This window comes from Hymenobacter cheonanensis (genome assembly GCF_030581075.1).
Taxonomy (GTDB): Bacteria; Bacteroidota; Bacteroidia; order Cytophagales; family Hymenobacteraceae; genus Hymenobacter.
On record NZ_JAUQSW010000001.1, the window covers coordinates 584,104 to 598,916 of the forward strand.

Below are 14,813 nucleotides of genomic sequence, written 5' to 3' on the forward strand. Positions count from 1 at the left end.
CACTTTCACCCTTCACTCTTATGAGTCCTACCACCACCGTTTACCCCACCTACTATGGCCCGCAGTGCCCCCAGGGGCCACCCCCGGCGCAGGCCCAGGGGGGCTTCCCCTCGGTAGCCACTACCTGTACGCAGGGGCCGCCATGCCACCCCATCGGGCACACCGGCTACCTGGGCTGCGGGCACCCTACCACAGTATTCACGCTGCATACGGCGGCCACCGTTTGCACCCAGCTAGGGGCCGGCTGCCCGCCGGCCTTTACCCAGCACTGCGGCGTAACGCAGGTGCCGGGCCAGGCAACGGCCTACTGCGGCGGCACCGGGCCGGTGGCCCCGGCCGCCCCGATGGCGGGCATGCACACGGCCGCTACCGTGTGCACCCAGCTGGGAGCGGGCTGCCCGCCGCCTCATACCTGGACGACGACCGTAGCGCAGCCGCCGCAGCACCAGAATACGGCGGCCACGCTCTGCACCCAGGTGCCGGTGTGCCCGCAGCCTGGGCCGGGCGCCGCGGGCACGATACAGCCCACTACCTTCTTTACGCTGCCGCCCACTACCAATTTCTGCATCACTATGCAGTGCCCGCCGCCCGCGCCGGCCGGGGCCGGCACCGTGGGGCCGCCCGTGCATTTCTCGTATCCGCCGCATTGCCCCGGCAGCAATACCGGGGCGGTACCTCCGGCCGGGGGGGGCGTGTACACCCCGCCGGCCACGGCCTTTCCGCACTGCCTGCCGCCCACCCAAACGGGGGTGCGCGTGCCCTCGATTCCGCCCGACTGCGGGGGTGGCCAGGGCGGCCAGGCTGGCCCGGCCGAGGCGCAAACCCTGCTGTCGGCCCCGCCGCACTGCCCCACGGTGCCGCCCCAGTGCTACGGCCCCACGCAGTGGCCTCACTGCTATAGCCCGGCCGGCGCGGCGGCCCAGCCGCTGCTGTCGGCCCCGCCGCACTGCCCCACGGTGCAGGCCTGCCACACCCTGCCGCCCCAGTGCCCGCACCTGCTGTCGGCCCCGCCGCACTGCCCCGAGGCACCGGCCAACGCCCCGGCTCCGGCGGCGCAAGTGGGCTTTTCGGCCCCGCCAAACTGCCCCACGGTGCCGCCCCAATGCTATGGCCCCACGCAGTGGCCCTACTGCCAGCCCGCAGCGGGTGCCCAGGTAGGGGGTAGCCCGGCGGCCGGCGGCCAGCTGGTTTCGGCGGCCACGCACTGCCCCACGGTGCCGCCCATGTGCCAGCCCACCTGGAACTGCCAGCTGCCGCCCGCCTCGGTGCCGCCCATGTGCCCGGTTACCGTGCCGGCCTAGCCGGCCGGCCAGCTACCCCGGCTGCCCCACGCCGGCGCGGGCAGCCGGGGTAGCTTGGCCGGCGGCTTTTTATTTCGGCTACCTCCCCGCCCGGCCGGGCGGGGAGGTTTTAGCCTGGCTAGCCACCGAAACTTTCGCACTTTTTTTGCTTCCTCTCCGTGAGACTAACCCTACCGCAGCTGCACTGGTACTTGCTTGACAAGGGTTTTCTGGAGGCCGGCTCGCTGCTGCGCGGCGACTACGTGGCCTCGCAGATGCAAACCCGCAACCTGATTTTTCGGGTGCAGCGGCTCGAAGCCCCGAGCCTGTTCGTTAAGCAGCTCATCAGCTTCGATGCCAGCAATACCTACGTGCTGCAAAAGGATGCCACCTGCCTGTGGCTCATCAAGAACCACCCGGCCCTAGCCGGGCTGGCCGCCTACGTGCCCGGCTACTACGGCTTCGACGCCGAGCGGCAGGTGCTGGTGACCGAGTACCTGGCCGAGGCCACCAACCTGGAGGAGGTGGCCCGGCAGCACGGCGGCACCCTGCCCCAGGCAGTGGCCGGGCTGCTGCCCGAGCTGCTGGCCAGCTACCACTTTGCCCTGCCCGGCGACGTGCTGCGCAGCCGGCCGGTGCAGTTTTTTCCGCGCCAGGTGCCGTGGGTGCTGGCCCTGGCCCAGGCCGAGGCTACCACCCAGCAGCTGCTGCGCACTACCACCCAGGGCCTTAACCCCGCTCTGGCCGCCGTGCAGAGCAGCGCCGACTTTTGCCGTGAGTTGGCCGCCCTGCACGAAGCCTGGGGCGGCAATAGCCTGCTGCACGGCGACGTGAAGTGGATGAACCTGCTGCTGCTGAACGCCGCCGACGGCCCCTGCCTGCGCATCATCGACTGGGAGATTGCTGACATCGGCGACCCGCTCTGGGATGTGGGCGGGCTGGTGCAAAGCTTCCTGGCCGGCGTGGTGCACTACGACCCGGTGCTGAGCGCCCCCGGCTTTGGGCTGGTGCCGGGCGTGGAGCTGGCCCACCTGGCCCCGGCCTGGCCGGCCGTGCGCCGCCTGTGGCAGCGCTACGCCGCCCTGATGGGCCTCGACCCGGCCGGCCCGGCCCTGGAAAAGGTGCTGCGCTACGCCGCTGCCCGCCTGCTGCAAACAGCCATCGAGCAAAGCATGGCCTCCGACACCCTGCAACCCACGCCCACTAAGCTGCTGCAAGCCAGTTACGCCCTGCTGCGCGGCCTGCCCGCCGTGCTGCCTCACCTGGCCCCCCCCGCCGAAGCCCTGGCCGCATGAACGCTACCCTACCCGCCACCCCCGACGTGCTGGCCGCCATTGCCAGCCAGCTGCGCGTGCTCGATGCGCACACCTACGAGCTGCGCGGCCAGGCCGTGCCCGTGACCTACCCGCAGGCCTACACCCGCTGGCACCAGCCGCTAGGGCAGTTTGGGCAGAACACCGGCGACGACCACCAGGACCGCGCCCAGCTGCTGGCCTGCCTTACGCAGGTGCTCTACGGCACCTACTACTGCACCGGCAGCACCAGCGCCCCCACGCCACCCGCCCTGGCCCTGCCCTTGCCCGCCGCCCGCCAGACCTGTATAGAGCGCCTGTCGGCTGCCAACCAGACCGCCGACGGCTTCGACCCGGCCTGGACGGTGTACGCGGTGGACGCGCACGGCACGGCCTGGGTTACCAAAAACGGCCAGCTGCGCTCCCTGGCCCCCGGCCAGTGGGAGCCGGCCGGCCCCGGCGAGGCCCCCACCCCGCACGTGGGGGCCGTGGTGCGCCTGCGCATCAGCCGCGAAGACCGGACGGCCCAGCCCGTGTTTTACCATGTACGCAGCCGGGCCGTGCTGCCGGCCCAGGCCAGCCTGGTGCGGGTCTACATTAACATCACCTTCGAGGGGGCGGTGGCCCTGGTGGAGGCACTCACGGGCACCTTCAACCGCTACCGGCTGCCGTTCATGTTCAAGTGCCTCAACCACCCGGCCCTCTACACCCGGGCCGACAGCGCGGTGCTGTACCTGGATAAGTTCGATTTCAACCTGGCCGCCCGCCTGCTGCCGGCTATTTTCGAGCCGCTACGCCCCGAGCTGCAAGCCGTGGGGCCGCTGTTCACGCGCGGGCTGCTGCCGGGGGTGTCGTTTTCGGAAGACCCCGGCCAGGGCCAGAGCTTCGGCATGAGCCGCTGCACGCTGCTGGCCGAGGCCCTGGTAAACGCCCACGACAAGCACCTGCCCACCCTGGCCGACGCGCTGGCCGAAATGCGGCGGGCCATCACCAAGAGCGGCCTCGACGAAACCCATTTCTACCGCAACCCCAACTCCCACTTTCCCTACGACTTCGCCCGGCTGGGTGCCGCGTAGCTTCCGCATATGTCTGCCCCTACCCCCGTACTTACCGCGGCCCCGGCCGCCGCGGCCCCCGGCGCTGCCGATACGCTAGCCTACCTGGCGGTGGCCCAAGCTATTGCCGCGCACCTGGCCCGCACCGCCCTTTGGCAAGGGGCGTGCTGCACCTGGGTGGGCGGTAGCACCGAGGCCGTGGGCGGCGCCTACCAGGTAGCGCAGCGGGCCTGCGGCCCCGACGTGTATGGCGGTACCCTGGGGGTGGCGCGGTTTCTGAGCTTGCTGCACCAGCAGCAGCCCGACCCGCTGTGGCAGGAGCTGCTGGGCGGGGCCGTGGCCCACGCCCTGGCCGGCCCCCATCTGGGCAGCCGCCACGTGGGCTATGGCTACTTCGCGGGGGCGCTGGGCCGGGCCGATACGCTGCTGCGCCTGGGCGAAAGCCACCAGCAGCCCGCCTGGACGGCGGCCGGCTGGGAGCTGCTGGCCGAGGTATGCGCCGAGCCGCCGCAGGAGTTCGAGCTGGACGTGATTTCGGGGGTGGCCGGGGCCGTGCCGGTGCTGCTGCGCCAGCTGCGCCGCCACCCCGAGGCCGGCTGGCTGGCCGAGGCGGCCAGCCGCTGCGGCGAGTTCCTGCTGGCGCGGGCGCAGCGGCAGCCGGCCGCCTGGTGCTGGGCGGCCCTGCCCGGCCAGCCGGCCCTTACCGGCTACTCGCACGGGGCGGCCGGCATTGCCCTGGCGCTGCTCGAGCTGCACCAGGCCCTCGGGCAGCCCGCCTACCGCACGGCGGCCTACCTGGGCTTTCAGTTCGAGCGCAACCTCTTCCACGCGCAGCTGCAAAACTGGCCCGACCTGCGCGAGCTGGCCCCCGCCCCCACCCCCGCCATGCCCCCCACCTACGCCGATGCCTGGTGCCACGGCGCCCCCGGCATTGCCCTGAGCCGCCTGCGGGCCTGGCAGCTCACCGGCGACGACAGCTTCCGGCAGGAGGCCGAAGTGGCCCTCAATACCACCCACCGGAGTATTTACCAGGCCGTTACCAACCCCGGGGCGCCCGTCAATTTCTCCCTGTGCCACGGGCTGGCCGGCAACGCCGACATTATGCTGGAAGGCAGCCGGGTGCTGGGCAGCGAGCTGTATGCACAGGTGGCGCAGGCGGCGGGCAACTATGGCCTCGCCAAGTACCACTACCCGGGCCTGGCCTGGCCTAGTGGTGTAAACGACCCCTCGGGCGCCACGCCGGGCATGGCAGAAACGCCGGGCCTGCTGCTGGGCCTGGCCGGCACCGGCTACTTCTACCTGCGGCTGGCCTGCCCCGGCCAGGTGGCCACCGAGCTGCTGCCCTAGCGCTGGGCCTGGCGCGAGCAGGCGGCGGGCGGCCCGCAAGCTCCCTAGCAAGCTATTCGGGCGGCATTGGGCTGACCTGGCGCCACAGTGGGAGCCGCCTAAAAAACAGGGCGCCGGGCGGTCGATAGCTTGCTTTTTGCAGTACCCGGCTGATTTAGCGAGGCAGTAGCCACCGGGCAGCTACCAGTCATCCGCCAGCTTCCTGCCAAGGCTTTCTGGGTGGAGGGGCCGGGGCGGCCAGCTACCTAAAAGTAGGTATTGCGCCGGCAGCCGGCGAATGCGTTACTTGCGCCTTCAAGGAGCCCAGCCCGGGTTAGTCCTGCTGAGAGCTAGTGGCTTATGTCTCGTATTTTGCTCGCGTGCTGGCTCTGTTTGGCCCTGCTGCCTACCGCCGGCTTAAGCCAGCCGAAGCCGCTGCTGCCGGACACGCTGTTTTTGCGGGATACGACTGCCTTACTGCCCAGCCCCGCCCTTACCTATTACCTCGACCCTGACCCAGGGCCGGGCAGCGGGCCGGGGGTGGCCGCGCTGTGGGCGGCGGGCAAGTTCAGGCCCATGGGCCCGGCCCGCGTTTTTCAGGCGGGCTTTACGCAGGACCGGCTCTGGCTGCGGGCGGTGGTGGCCAATACGCTCGCCCAACGCACCCGCTTTGTCTGGAGCCTCTACTCGTTTGTAGACAGCGCTACGCTGTTTGTGCAGCCGGCGGGCCGGGGAGTGCCGCGCTACGCCGCCGGCACCAACTGCCGCCTGGTAGCAACCCGCCGGCCCTTGCCGGCGCGCCCCTACTGCCTGCCGTTTTGGTTGAATGCCCACGAGCGCGCCGTGCTTTACCTGTGCGTCGACAATCAAACGGGCTCTTACTACCTGCCCACCCGCTTTGCCTCGGCCGCAGGGTTTATGACCCACGAGTACGCCCTGCTTTTCACTAGCCACTGGTCTTGGCTGCTGGGCTTATTTGGCAGCAGTGTCCTGCTTAACATTTTGCTTTTTAGCCTATTGCGCGACCCGGTTCACCTCTGGTACGCGGCCTACGTGCTGCTAGGCACCTGGTTTCTGGTGATGGAGGACAGCCTGGACGGTGGCCTGCTGCCGCAGGGCGCCTACGGGCTGGGCTGGCAAATAGGGCAGTACGGGATACTACTGCTGGCAATGGCTTGCGGCCTGCGCATTATGGCGCTGTTTCTGCGCCTGCGCCAGGCCTGGCCCCGGCTGCACCGGCTAAGCTGGGGCCTGAGCGCTACGGCTGCGCTTTACGTGGTACTTTATGCGCTCGTGGTTGAGCCCGCCCGCCGGGCCCGCGCCCGCGGCCTACTGGCTAGCCTCCATAATGGGCGGGAGGTACTGCTGTGGCTGGTCCTGCTGGGTGGCTGCTTTATCCTGGCAACGGTTTGGGCCCGGGGCCGCCGCCCCCAGCGGCAGCTGGCGCGGCTCTACGGGTTTACCTACCTGTTTTTCATCATCGGCACCGGAAATTTTCTGCTCAACCACACCGGCTGGGTCAATATCCACCTGGTCGAGCCCAACTCCCTGGCCTGGGGCCTGGCAGCGGAGCTGCTCACGCTAAGTATCCTGCTCACAATTCGGTATCGCAACGCCCAGCGGCAGAACGCGGCGTGGCGGGTGCGCCACCTGCGCGAGCGAGCCGCGGCCGGGCAGCGCCTTATTGCGGCGCAGGATGAGGAGCGGGAGGCCCTCGCCCGGGAGCTGCACGATGCCCTGGCTCCCGGCCTGACCGCCCTGCACCTGGCCTGGCAGGGCCGCTCGGTGCGCCAGGCCCTGGCGCAGGCGCCGCCCCTGCTGGCGGAGGCCCACGAACACACCGAAGCCTTGCTGCGGCAGCTACGGCACGATGTGCGCACCCTCAGCCAGGCGCTGCTGCCCAACCCGCCGGGGGGCGAGCAGCCCCCGCTGCCCGAGGCAGTGGTGCTGCTCACGGAAACGCTCAGCCTGACCGATGATGGCCCGGTGGTCGCGTGTTACTGCGACCCGGCTACCGCCAGCCTGCCAGTGCCGATGCAGCAGGCGGCCTACCGCATTGTGGCCGAGCTGCTGCACAACGCCCTGCGCCATGCGCAGGCGCAGCACGTGCACGTGGAAGTGCAGCGCCTCCCTGCCAGCCTGCGCCTGACCGTGCGGGATGACGGCCGGGGGTTTGACCCGCGGAGCCCCGCCCCCCGGCGGGGTGGCCTGGGCTTGCGCGGGGTGCAGGCGCGGGCCGGCTACTTGCGCGGCCAGGTGCTGGTTAGCACGCAGCCGGGGCGCGGCACGGTTATTACGGTCGAGCTGCCCGTGTAAGGGCTTCACCCTAAGGTCAATATCATCAAATACTTTGCGCTATGCCCTGTCGCCTGCTGCTGCTCGATGACCACCCGACGCTCACGCGGGGCCTGGCGGCCCTGCTTGGGCAGGAGCCCGACCTGGAAGTAACCGGGCTGTTTGCCACCGGCGAGGCGCTGCTGAGCTTTCTGGCCGCTACGCCGCCCCCGGCCGCCGACCTGGTGCTGCTCGACCTGTACCTGCCCCCGCCGCTGGATGGGCTGACCCTGCTGCCGCGCCTGCGGCGCGGGTGGCCGGCCCTGCGGGTGCTGGTTTTCAGCAGCGCGGCTTCGCCGGTGCTGGTGTCGCAGGTAGCGGCGGCCGGCGCGCATGGCTTTCTGGATAAATCGGCCGAAGCGGGGGCCCTGCTGGCCGCCATCCGGGCCGTGCACACGGGCCAGCTCGTCTTTCCGGCGCGGGTGCGGGCCCGGCCATTGCCGGGAGCGCCTCTTACGCAGCCGCCCGACCGCAACCCGGCCAACCTGGCGGCCGACGCGCTGCTGCGGCTGCACCAACTCTCGGCCCGGGAGCGGGAGATTATCGGCTTGGTCCGGGAAGGGCTCTCTACCCGGGCCATTGCCGAGCGCCTAAGCCTGGCGGAGCTGACTGTGAGCACCCACCGGCGCAACCTAATGCACAAGCTAGGGGTGCACAGCGTGGCCGAGCTTGTGCGCTTCGCCCACGAGCATGGCTTCTGAAGCCCGGCGAAAGGCCCCGGAAGGATTACCCAAAAGTAGGTATTGCATATAGCAGCCCAGTAGAAAACTTTTGTAAGGCGGCCTGCTACTCACTTGCCGCTTGCGCCATGTCTGCTCCCGTATTGGTCCGGTTGGCTGCCCCCTGCTACTTCGAGGCCGGGGGAGCCCTTCGGCTCGCCGCCTGCGCGAACGCGCCCTAATTAAATAGCGCCGACGCAGCGGCCGCGCCGGGCAGGTGCTGCCAGCCGATTGCGCCGGGGCGGGGCTCGTTGCAACGCTGCAAACCGGCCGGTGTTGCCGGGCAGCTCCACCACCCACATTTTCCTTCTTCCCTACCCTGCTGCGCCATAGAGGGGCGACGCTGCCCGGCCGGCACTTGCGGGGTTTCAGCAGCCAGCTACGGCCTGCGGCGCTCGCTATGGCGCCAGTGCATGGCAATAGCCGGCAGGTACCGGCTTCGTGCACGATGAGGCACTCCGGCTGAACCTGCTGCGGGCACCCGGCGATGCCTGCGCGCGGGCTGGCGGGACGGCGCACCAGCAGGCTACGGGGCATACGCTGAATTTTTTTGCTGCCTGGCGCCGCTCGCAGGTTGCGGAGGCCCGGGGCAGGAGTTGCTCACCCTAGTGCACCCTTAAATACTATGAAAGACTTCTTTACCCACTCTCAAGCCGCCAGGCCAGGTACCTGGTGGTTGATTGGCCTAGCAAAGCTGCTTGCTTCTACGCACGCATACGGGCAGGGCACGATTGGCTTTAGCAGCCAGACGCAGCCGAGCCAGGAAATAGAAACGCAGTGGCTGTCGCAGAAAGCGTTTAACCGCTTTCATAACCGCGTAGACTACGGCCATTGCCCCGATTCGCTCAAGCTGACCTATAGCCCCTCGGTGCCTGCAACCGGCATTGGCATCGGCAACGCCAAGACGCTGCTGACGGAGTTCGACAACTTGGAAACGGTACCGGAGGCCCGGACCGGGCTGGGCAACTGGGTGGTAGGAATAGTATCGGACGGCGACTTCAACAAAACGATTTCTACCCCCACCACCACTGGCAAAACCGGCTCGCTAGGAGTAGATGCCGTATTTATGAAGCCGACTTATTTGAAATACACGTACACAAACTACCAGGACCGGGCCTTCTGCGACGGCAGCGAGCCGCAGCCGCCGGCCGATGCGCACTTGGTAGGCTACCGTACCGTTAGCCACCCGCGGGTAGCAATAAGCACCCTGGTGGTGCTGTTTTCGGGGGCCGGAGCGCTCTCTACGGGGGTGGCTAAGGCTGCAAAAGCGGGCACCGTGGCTTCGGCCGAGCAAAGGCGCATCTTTGGGCAGGCGCTGCTGATACCTAATGGGTATGTTGTGGGCAATGGGCTGTCGTTCGCCAGCAATCTTACGTATTATTTCGGGAAGTTTGGCACGTCAGTATCGGCTGAAAACGACATCGGCGAATCGAACCGCTTGGGGATGTCGCTGAGCCTGGTGGCAGTGCAAACCAACTGGAGCAGCCGCGACAGCACCACTACCCTCAACATTCTGGCACCGAGCATCGGCCTGGTATACAAGCTGGTAGAGGGCCGCACCCACTTAGCCGACAAGGACCTGTTCGCGCAAGTACAGCCCTTTGCGCGCTACACCCTGCGCCACTTGTTCGGGGATGTGCAGTCCAACACCGCTGTTTTGGCTGAAGCCCTGGGCAGCAGCCAGCGCACCTACCACGCGCTGGACTTTGGGGTAACGCTGAGCGTGAATGCGGTGCGTCTGACGACCAATGTCCCGATTTTTTTCGGCCCCAAAATACCGGGCTTTTCGCAGGGGCAGCTCGTTGCCGGCTTCGGCCTGGCGGCTTCCATTCCCGTCAGCAACTAGCGCCCTGCCCCCCCGAAAAGCTGGCCGGCTACCACGGCAACGCCGGCCTGCGGGGCGGGCCAACGGCCTTGCCGGCCGCCAGCTACGAACGCCAAAGCGCTTTCAGGACTGCCGCCAGCCGGCAGCCCGGCCGGGCCAGCGGCCCAGCAGCGCCGGGGAGATGCCCTGAGCACGCGCCACATCTGTTTGGCGCGCCCCAGCTGCGACTTGCCGGACACATTCTGCTTTGAAAGCAGGCGTGTATTTTTTACGGGTGACGGGCTGGGTGTCAAGTGGTTTCTTTTCAGTCATGGGCAGGGAAAGTTAAGACTTCTCCCTGTCCGTTCTAGCTAGACCACCTCACGACGACCACCTGGAAACCCGGTGGCGCCAGCTGCTGAACAACCATTTCCGGCCCTACGGCACCGTCGCGCAGTCGGCTACCGCGTTTGAGTTTACCGATTCTTCCGAGCGCATCGTGTTCAAGGAAGCGGGCGATTATATCCTGTACTATCCGCCGGAAGCGCTGCGCACTGCCACGGCGCCGGTCAATCCAAACGATGCCTTTGCCTATGACTACCATCCGGCCTGGACTGTTTTAGGCTTTGGGCAGCAGCCTGCCGACCGGCCACAGCGCGTGTGGGGCGGGGAGCTGCAGTATCATCTGGCCCCTTTCGCCGCTGATGCCAGGCATGGCCTGCTGCGGCGCACCGAGTATGGGGCTGCGGTGGCCCTGAAGTCGGTACCCTACCGCAGCGAGGAGCAGAAAATTACCCGTAGTGTGCAGACCAACGTCCTGTTTGCCCCCAACCTGGCGCCGCTGCCTTACCTCAACGCCACGCTGCAAGGCCGCCTCGGCGCGGGCATCATGGCTGGTCGAAACCCAGGGCTGGTAGCCGGCTTCGACCTGGCGTGGACTATCGGGGCGGCAGATGCCCACTACCCGCTGCGCGTCGCGGTCGGGTACGAGCATAATTCGGACGCCTTGCCTATATCACACGCGTTTGCCCTGAAAATAGGCTTTAACAACTGAAAAACCAGGGTAGCTTATTAGCCAGCTTAGCCAGCTCCCGCGGGCCCGCCCCCAGGCCATGGCGGGTTCTTAGCTCTTCGATGCCCTTCTGCGGGGCTAGTACCCCCCGGAAATCGGCAGTCTTTTTCACCATTCCCGCGCAGTGCCGCCGCTACTGCGCGAGCTGTACGACGCACCGGCCGGCGCGGGGCCGGAGTTGGTGAGTGCCGGCGGCGGCACCTCAGCCAGGCTGGCCGGAAGATGTTTACCTACTTTTTGGTATTGCGCAGGCTAGCTGAAAAAAGAATTTTGAAGCAGGTACCCGACAATGGCAGCAGATGCGGCCGGCTCACCTTCACACTCTTCCTTTTTCTGCTATGAAATCTTCTTTAATCAGTCTGGAAGTCAACTTATTAACAACCATAGCGGCGCAAGCCAGCTGGGCCCAGTCACCTGACTCGATGCGGCTACAGGCCTTTTATCAGGGCCAGACGGGCAACTGCGCATCCGTAGCCTTGATAAAGGCCGCTATCGACCGATATGGCCTAGGGCGGGTATTTGATACTACCCGCACGGGCACGTCAGTAAACATCAGGCTGCGCAATGGCCAGCTGCTTACCATCACGGATGCGGAGCGCCGGCAGGCCGGCCAAGCCGCCATGTTTGTGCGCAACGACCAGTCGCAGCCAAAGCCCGAGGGCAGTGACCTACCCATTGCGGAAGCCACTCCCATTATTCAGTACGCCAACCTTTGCTACGCGGCAATGGCAAAGTTTATCGAAACCTATGGCGAGTACGGCTGCCTCAACCGAGACAACACAACAGCTGAGCCCACTCGTGCAGGTAACTTCCAGGATGCCCTAGCTACGCTGGCTAATGGCGTTTGCTCCGATACTATTTATCGGCATTTAGGGCTGGAAGTGCAGAACCCGCTGCACGCAGAATTCGACCCAGCGCTGGATTTTACCAACAGCCCGGGGGTGTTGGTTTACAGCCCCAGACATGCGGTGGTACTATGGAGAAAATATTTTGATTATCATGGCGATTGGGTACCTCGCTCTAATCGGGGGCAATGCCAAACCAGGCGCTTTAAAGCCCAGTTTTATCTCGTGCTGAAGTAGCCCCCAGGGCCGGCGCTACCCGGCTACGCCTGGCGCTGCCGGAAATAGCCCTAGCAATAAAAAACCCCTTATAAATACTTGCAAAACAAGTATTTATAAGGGGCTTGAAGTGGGCCCACTTGGAATCGAATAAACTATTCTATGCCGACTTACCAAAGCCCAAATATAGCCCACAGTACGTTCTAAAGGCATTTTACGAGTTTTGCTTGTCAGTATCTGTCGGTATAAGTAGGACTAAATCGGCTTTTCTGTACCCCGATCTGTACCCCGAAGTATTTTCTGGGGTACATTTGACAGGTAACTAAGTATTCCAACCTTATGGCAACTGTTTCTTTCCATTTGAAGGAGCCGAAGGCTGAACGGCCGACAGCTATTTTTGCTTACCTGGCACACGAAGCCGGTCGCACGAAAGTGTATACTGGGCTCAGTATACTTCCAGCTAAGTGGCTGAAAGAAGCCCAACGTGCCCAAGTACGAGGTCGAGGCAATGAATTAAATGGCCATTTAAATGATGCGCTCGATGCAGTTGAATTAGCCATCCTCACTTGCTACGGCCAGCACCGGGCGACGGGCGCCTTGCCCACGGCTGGCCACCTAAAGGAAGCCATTGCCCCTACTCCTACTGAGGCTGAACCGGTTGTTGCAGTAAAGACTAATTTACTAGACACCTATGCTGGCTGGATAGCCAGCCGTACATTAACTCATACTCCTAACACCCTCCGCACCTACCGCACCACCCTTCGCCACCTGCGCGACTTTCAAACGCTAGCAAAGCAACTCATCACTTTCGAAACTGTAGGAAATGCTTTTGCCCAACAATTAGCTGAATACTTACTAACCAAACGACAACTCCGCGATACGGCCGTTCGCAAAAACCTTGTTATCCTAAAGTGCTTTCTTGCCTGGGCCGTTGAACAAGGGTATCCAGTTCGACCTGACTTTAAGAAAATAAGCTGGCAGCGGCGGGAGCCAGATATTTTAACGCTGACTCGCAGTGAAGTTACTGCATTGGCCACACTTGACTTGTGCCAACGAGATGCGCTTGATAATGCGCGCGCTTTGTTTCTACTTGGGGTATACACTGGCCTACGCTTTTCCGACGTTGCCGCACTACGGCCAGAGCATATCCAAGCTGACCGCCTGCGCCTCACCACCCAAAAAACGCGAGATACGCTCACCATACCTATTCAGCCGGAAGCAAGACCACTGCTAGCTAGGGTAACGGCTGGCACGCTACGGCCGCTGCCAAACCAGACATTGAACCGATATCTAAAGGAGCTAGCAGCCCTGGCATGTATTGAAACTTTGACCGAGCGTACGCACTACGCCGGGGGCAAGCGCCACACCCAGACAGCTCCAAAATACGAGTTCGTGACAACACATACGGCCCGCCGCACCTTTGTTACGCTAGCCCTAGAGGATGGCTTGCGCCCCGAGTTGATTATGAAAATAACTGGCCACAAGGATTTGAAATCTTTTAGCCGCTACGTAAACGTTACAGAGGATGCCGTGCTTAATGAATTTGCTCGGGTGTATCAATAGAATGATACTATTGGATGAACGCTGGTAAAATTGTATTTTCATTTAGATGTGCAAAAGCAACAGAGAATCAACCCTTATTTAAAGCGTCGTGAAGACGCACTCCTGCAAGTCTCTCGCCAAATAGCACGGATAATGGGCATAGGAGGCGATGTTCAGGCATTGTCTATTGAAGCTATCCACTGTGCGCTTTTAGATAAAAGCACTGCTCTTTTTGAGCACGGAGGAGATGATACCAAATTTCAGCAGCGTTTAGTAGAGCGTAGTAATTATTTCGGAAGCCGCACGCCTTTTCATCCGAGTTTTGCTGAAGCGTTACGAATGCAGGTGGCACACTGGCCGCTCTACGAGGTGGAACTTTACATGACGGAGCTATTGGAAACAACTCCTCTACTGAATGATGTCGTCGGGCGAGATTATTTATTGGATGTGCTGCGTGACGCTGTGCAACCCTCCACGCGCTACGAAAGAGCAATTGCCTGGCTTAACAAGCAAAAGTTTGACACCCATTGTAATGTGGGCGCCTTACCTGAGATAGAAGCTCAGCCCTACGAGTTTACCATCCCAGAAAATATATTGAGCAGAATAGATGCGCTCGCAACAAGTATAGGGTTAATTAGCGAGGGAAAGTTTATTCTAGGAGAGCGAAAGAAAGCAGTGTTAGTCGGCTTTCATCAAGCCCTTAAAGAAAACAAATGGATAGGGGGTACTATAGCTGAAAGAAATGGCTTCTTTGGCCGTCGGTATTCTATACCCGTTTCGCTAGACACCTTCAGAGGTTCAAAGGCTGGGATTGCTTCTTATAAGGAGACCAATAAAATTCTTAAACGGACAAGTAACGTCTAATTACAGCCGGTTTTATGGCAGGTATAGCCGGTTTTGGGGTTAAGCCCCCGAGACCGGCTATATTTTTTCCCAGGTTTGTATCGCTCCACCATAACAAGGGAGCGTGCAACCCATGCAACAACTCATTCTCTCGGGTGTACCCTATACCCAACTATTAGATGACCTGCGCTCGCTTATTCGCAGCGAGGTCCAGAATGCGCCTGCTAGCGCGCCTACATCAGCCGCCGAACCAGATCAGCTTCTGAGCGTCCGAGAAGCCGCCCAGCTACTCGATGTTTGCTCGCAGACCATCCACGAATGGAAGCGGCGAGGCCTGCTCAAATTCCATAAGCTTTCCGGACGCACTTACTTAAAGCGTACCGATGTGCTAGCGGCCTTGCAGGGCCAGCAACGCACTACTAAAAAAGGCAGAGCGGCTAAATGAATTCGCAACCTCAGTCTGCTTGGCAGGCCTAGAGTTCATT

13 protein-coding genes are annotated in these 14,813 nt (G+C 63.6%); 12 read left to right on the forward strand and 1 reads right to left on the reverse strand.

Annotation, left to right across the window (positions count from 1 at the left end):
* Window positions 1-20: 20 nt before the first annotated feature.
* From Q5H89_RS02525 to Q5H89_RS02555, 7 genes are all read left to right on the forward strand, one after another.
* Complete coding sequence (locus tag Q5H89_RS02525; protein ID WP_305017718.1) at window positions 21-1,301, forward strand: hypothetical protein; 1,281 nt, start codon at window positions 21-23, stop codon at window positions 1,299-1,301.
* A gap of 158 nt (window positions 1,302-1,459) precedes the next feature.
* Entirely contained in the window at window positions 1,460-2,575 is a 1,116-nt protein-coding gene (locus tag Q5H89_RS02530) for a phosphotransferase family protein (RefSeq protein WP_305017719.1), read from the forward strand.
* Window positions 2,572-3,648 (forward strand): T3SS effector HopA1 family protein, encoded by a 1,077-nt coding sequence (locus Q5H89_RS02535; RefSeq protein ID WP_305017720.1) that lies wholly within the window; start codon window positions 2,572-2,574, stop codon window positions 3,646-3,648. The genes Q5H89_RS02530 and Q5H89_RS02535 overlap by 4 nt, the downstream gene beginning before the upstream one ends.
* A 9-nt stretch (window positions 3,649-3,657) precedes the next feature.
* The gene (locus Q5H89_RS02540) at window positions 3,658-4,974 is read left to right on the forward strand and encodes a lanthionine synthetase LanC family protein (protein WP_305017721.1); all 1,317 of its coding nucleotides are present in this window, start codon (window positions 3,658-3,660) and stop codon (window positions 4,972-4,974) included.
* Between the two features lie 339 nt (window positions 4,975-5,313).
* Window positions 5,314-7,269, forward strand: a complete 1,956-nt coding sequence (locus Q5H89_RS02545) for an ATP-binding protein (protein ID WP_305017722.1) — start codon at window positions 5,314-5,316, stop codon at window positions 7,267-7,269.
* A gap of 41 nt (window positions 7,270-7,310) precedes the next feature.
* The gene (locus Q5H89_RS02550; RefSeq protein ID WP_305017723.1) at window positions 7,311-7,988 is read left to right on the forward strand and encodes a LuxR C-terminal-related transcriptional regulator; all 678 of its coding nucleotides are present in this window, start codon (window positions 7,311-7,313) and stop codon (window positions 7,986-7,988) included.
* A 643-nt stretch (window positions 7,989-8,631) separates the two neighbouring features.
* Entirely contained in the window at window positions 8,632-9,852 is a 1,221-nt protein-coding gene (locus Q5H89_RS02555) for a hypothetical protein (protein WP_305017724.1), read from the forward strand.
* Between the two features lie 102 nt (window positions 9,853-9,954).
* On the opposite strand, the gene Q5H89_RS02560 is transcribed toward Q5H89_RS02555, so the two are convergent.
* Window positions 9,955-10,143: a transposase gene (locus Q5H89_RS02560; protein ID WP_305017725.1), complete on the reverse strand. Its 189-nt coding sequence runs from the start codon at window positions 10,141-10,143 to the stop codon at window positions 9,955-9,957.
* Window positions 10,144-10,309: 166 nt separating this feature from the next.
* Here Q5H89_RS02560 and Q5H89_RS02565 point away from each other — a divergent pair, with 166 nt between their 5' ends.
* From Q5H89_RS02565 to Q5H89_RS02585, 5 genes are all read left to right on the forward strand, one after another.
* Window positions 10,310-10,864 carry a hypothetical protein gene (locus Q5H89_RS02565; RefSeq protein ID WP_305017726.1) on the forward strand — a complete coding sequence of 185 codons (555 nt, stop codon included), beginning with the start codon at window positions 10,310-10,312 and terminating at the stop codon, window positions 10,862-10,864.
* A gap of 356 nt (window positions 10,865-11,220) precedes the next feature.
* Window positions 11,221-11,964: a hypothetical protein gene (locus Q5H89_RS02570; protein WP_305017727.1), complete on the forward strand. Its 744-nt coding sequence runs from the start codon at window positions 11,221-11,223 to the stop codon at window positions 11,962-11,964.
* 318 nt (window positions 11,965-12,282) lie between these two features.
* On the forward strand, window positions 12,283-13,506 hold the full coding sequence (locus Q5H89_RS02575; RefSeq protein WP_305017728.1) for a site-specific integrase: 1,224 nt from the start codon (window positions 12,283-12,285) through the stop codon (window positions 13,504-13,506).
* A 48-nt stretch (window positions 13,507-13,554) separates the two neighbouring features.
* A complete protein-coding gene (locus Q5H89_RS02580) occupies window positions 13,555-14,349 on the forward strand; it encodes a hypothetical protein (protein WP_305017729.1) in 795 nt (264 codons plus the stop codon).
* Between the two features lie 112 nt (window positions 14,350-14,461).
* Complete coding sequence (locus Q5H89_RS02585) at window positions 14,462-14,773, forward strand: helix-turn-helix domain-containing protein (protein WP_305017730.1); 312 nt, start codon at window positions 14,462-14,464, stop codon at window positions 14,771-14,773.
* The last annotated feature ends 40 nt before the right edge of the window (window positions 14,774-14,813 follow it).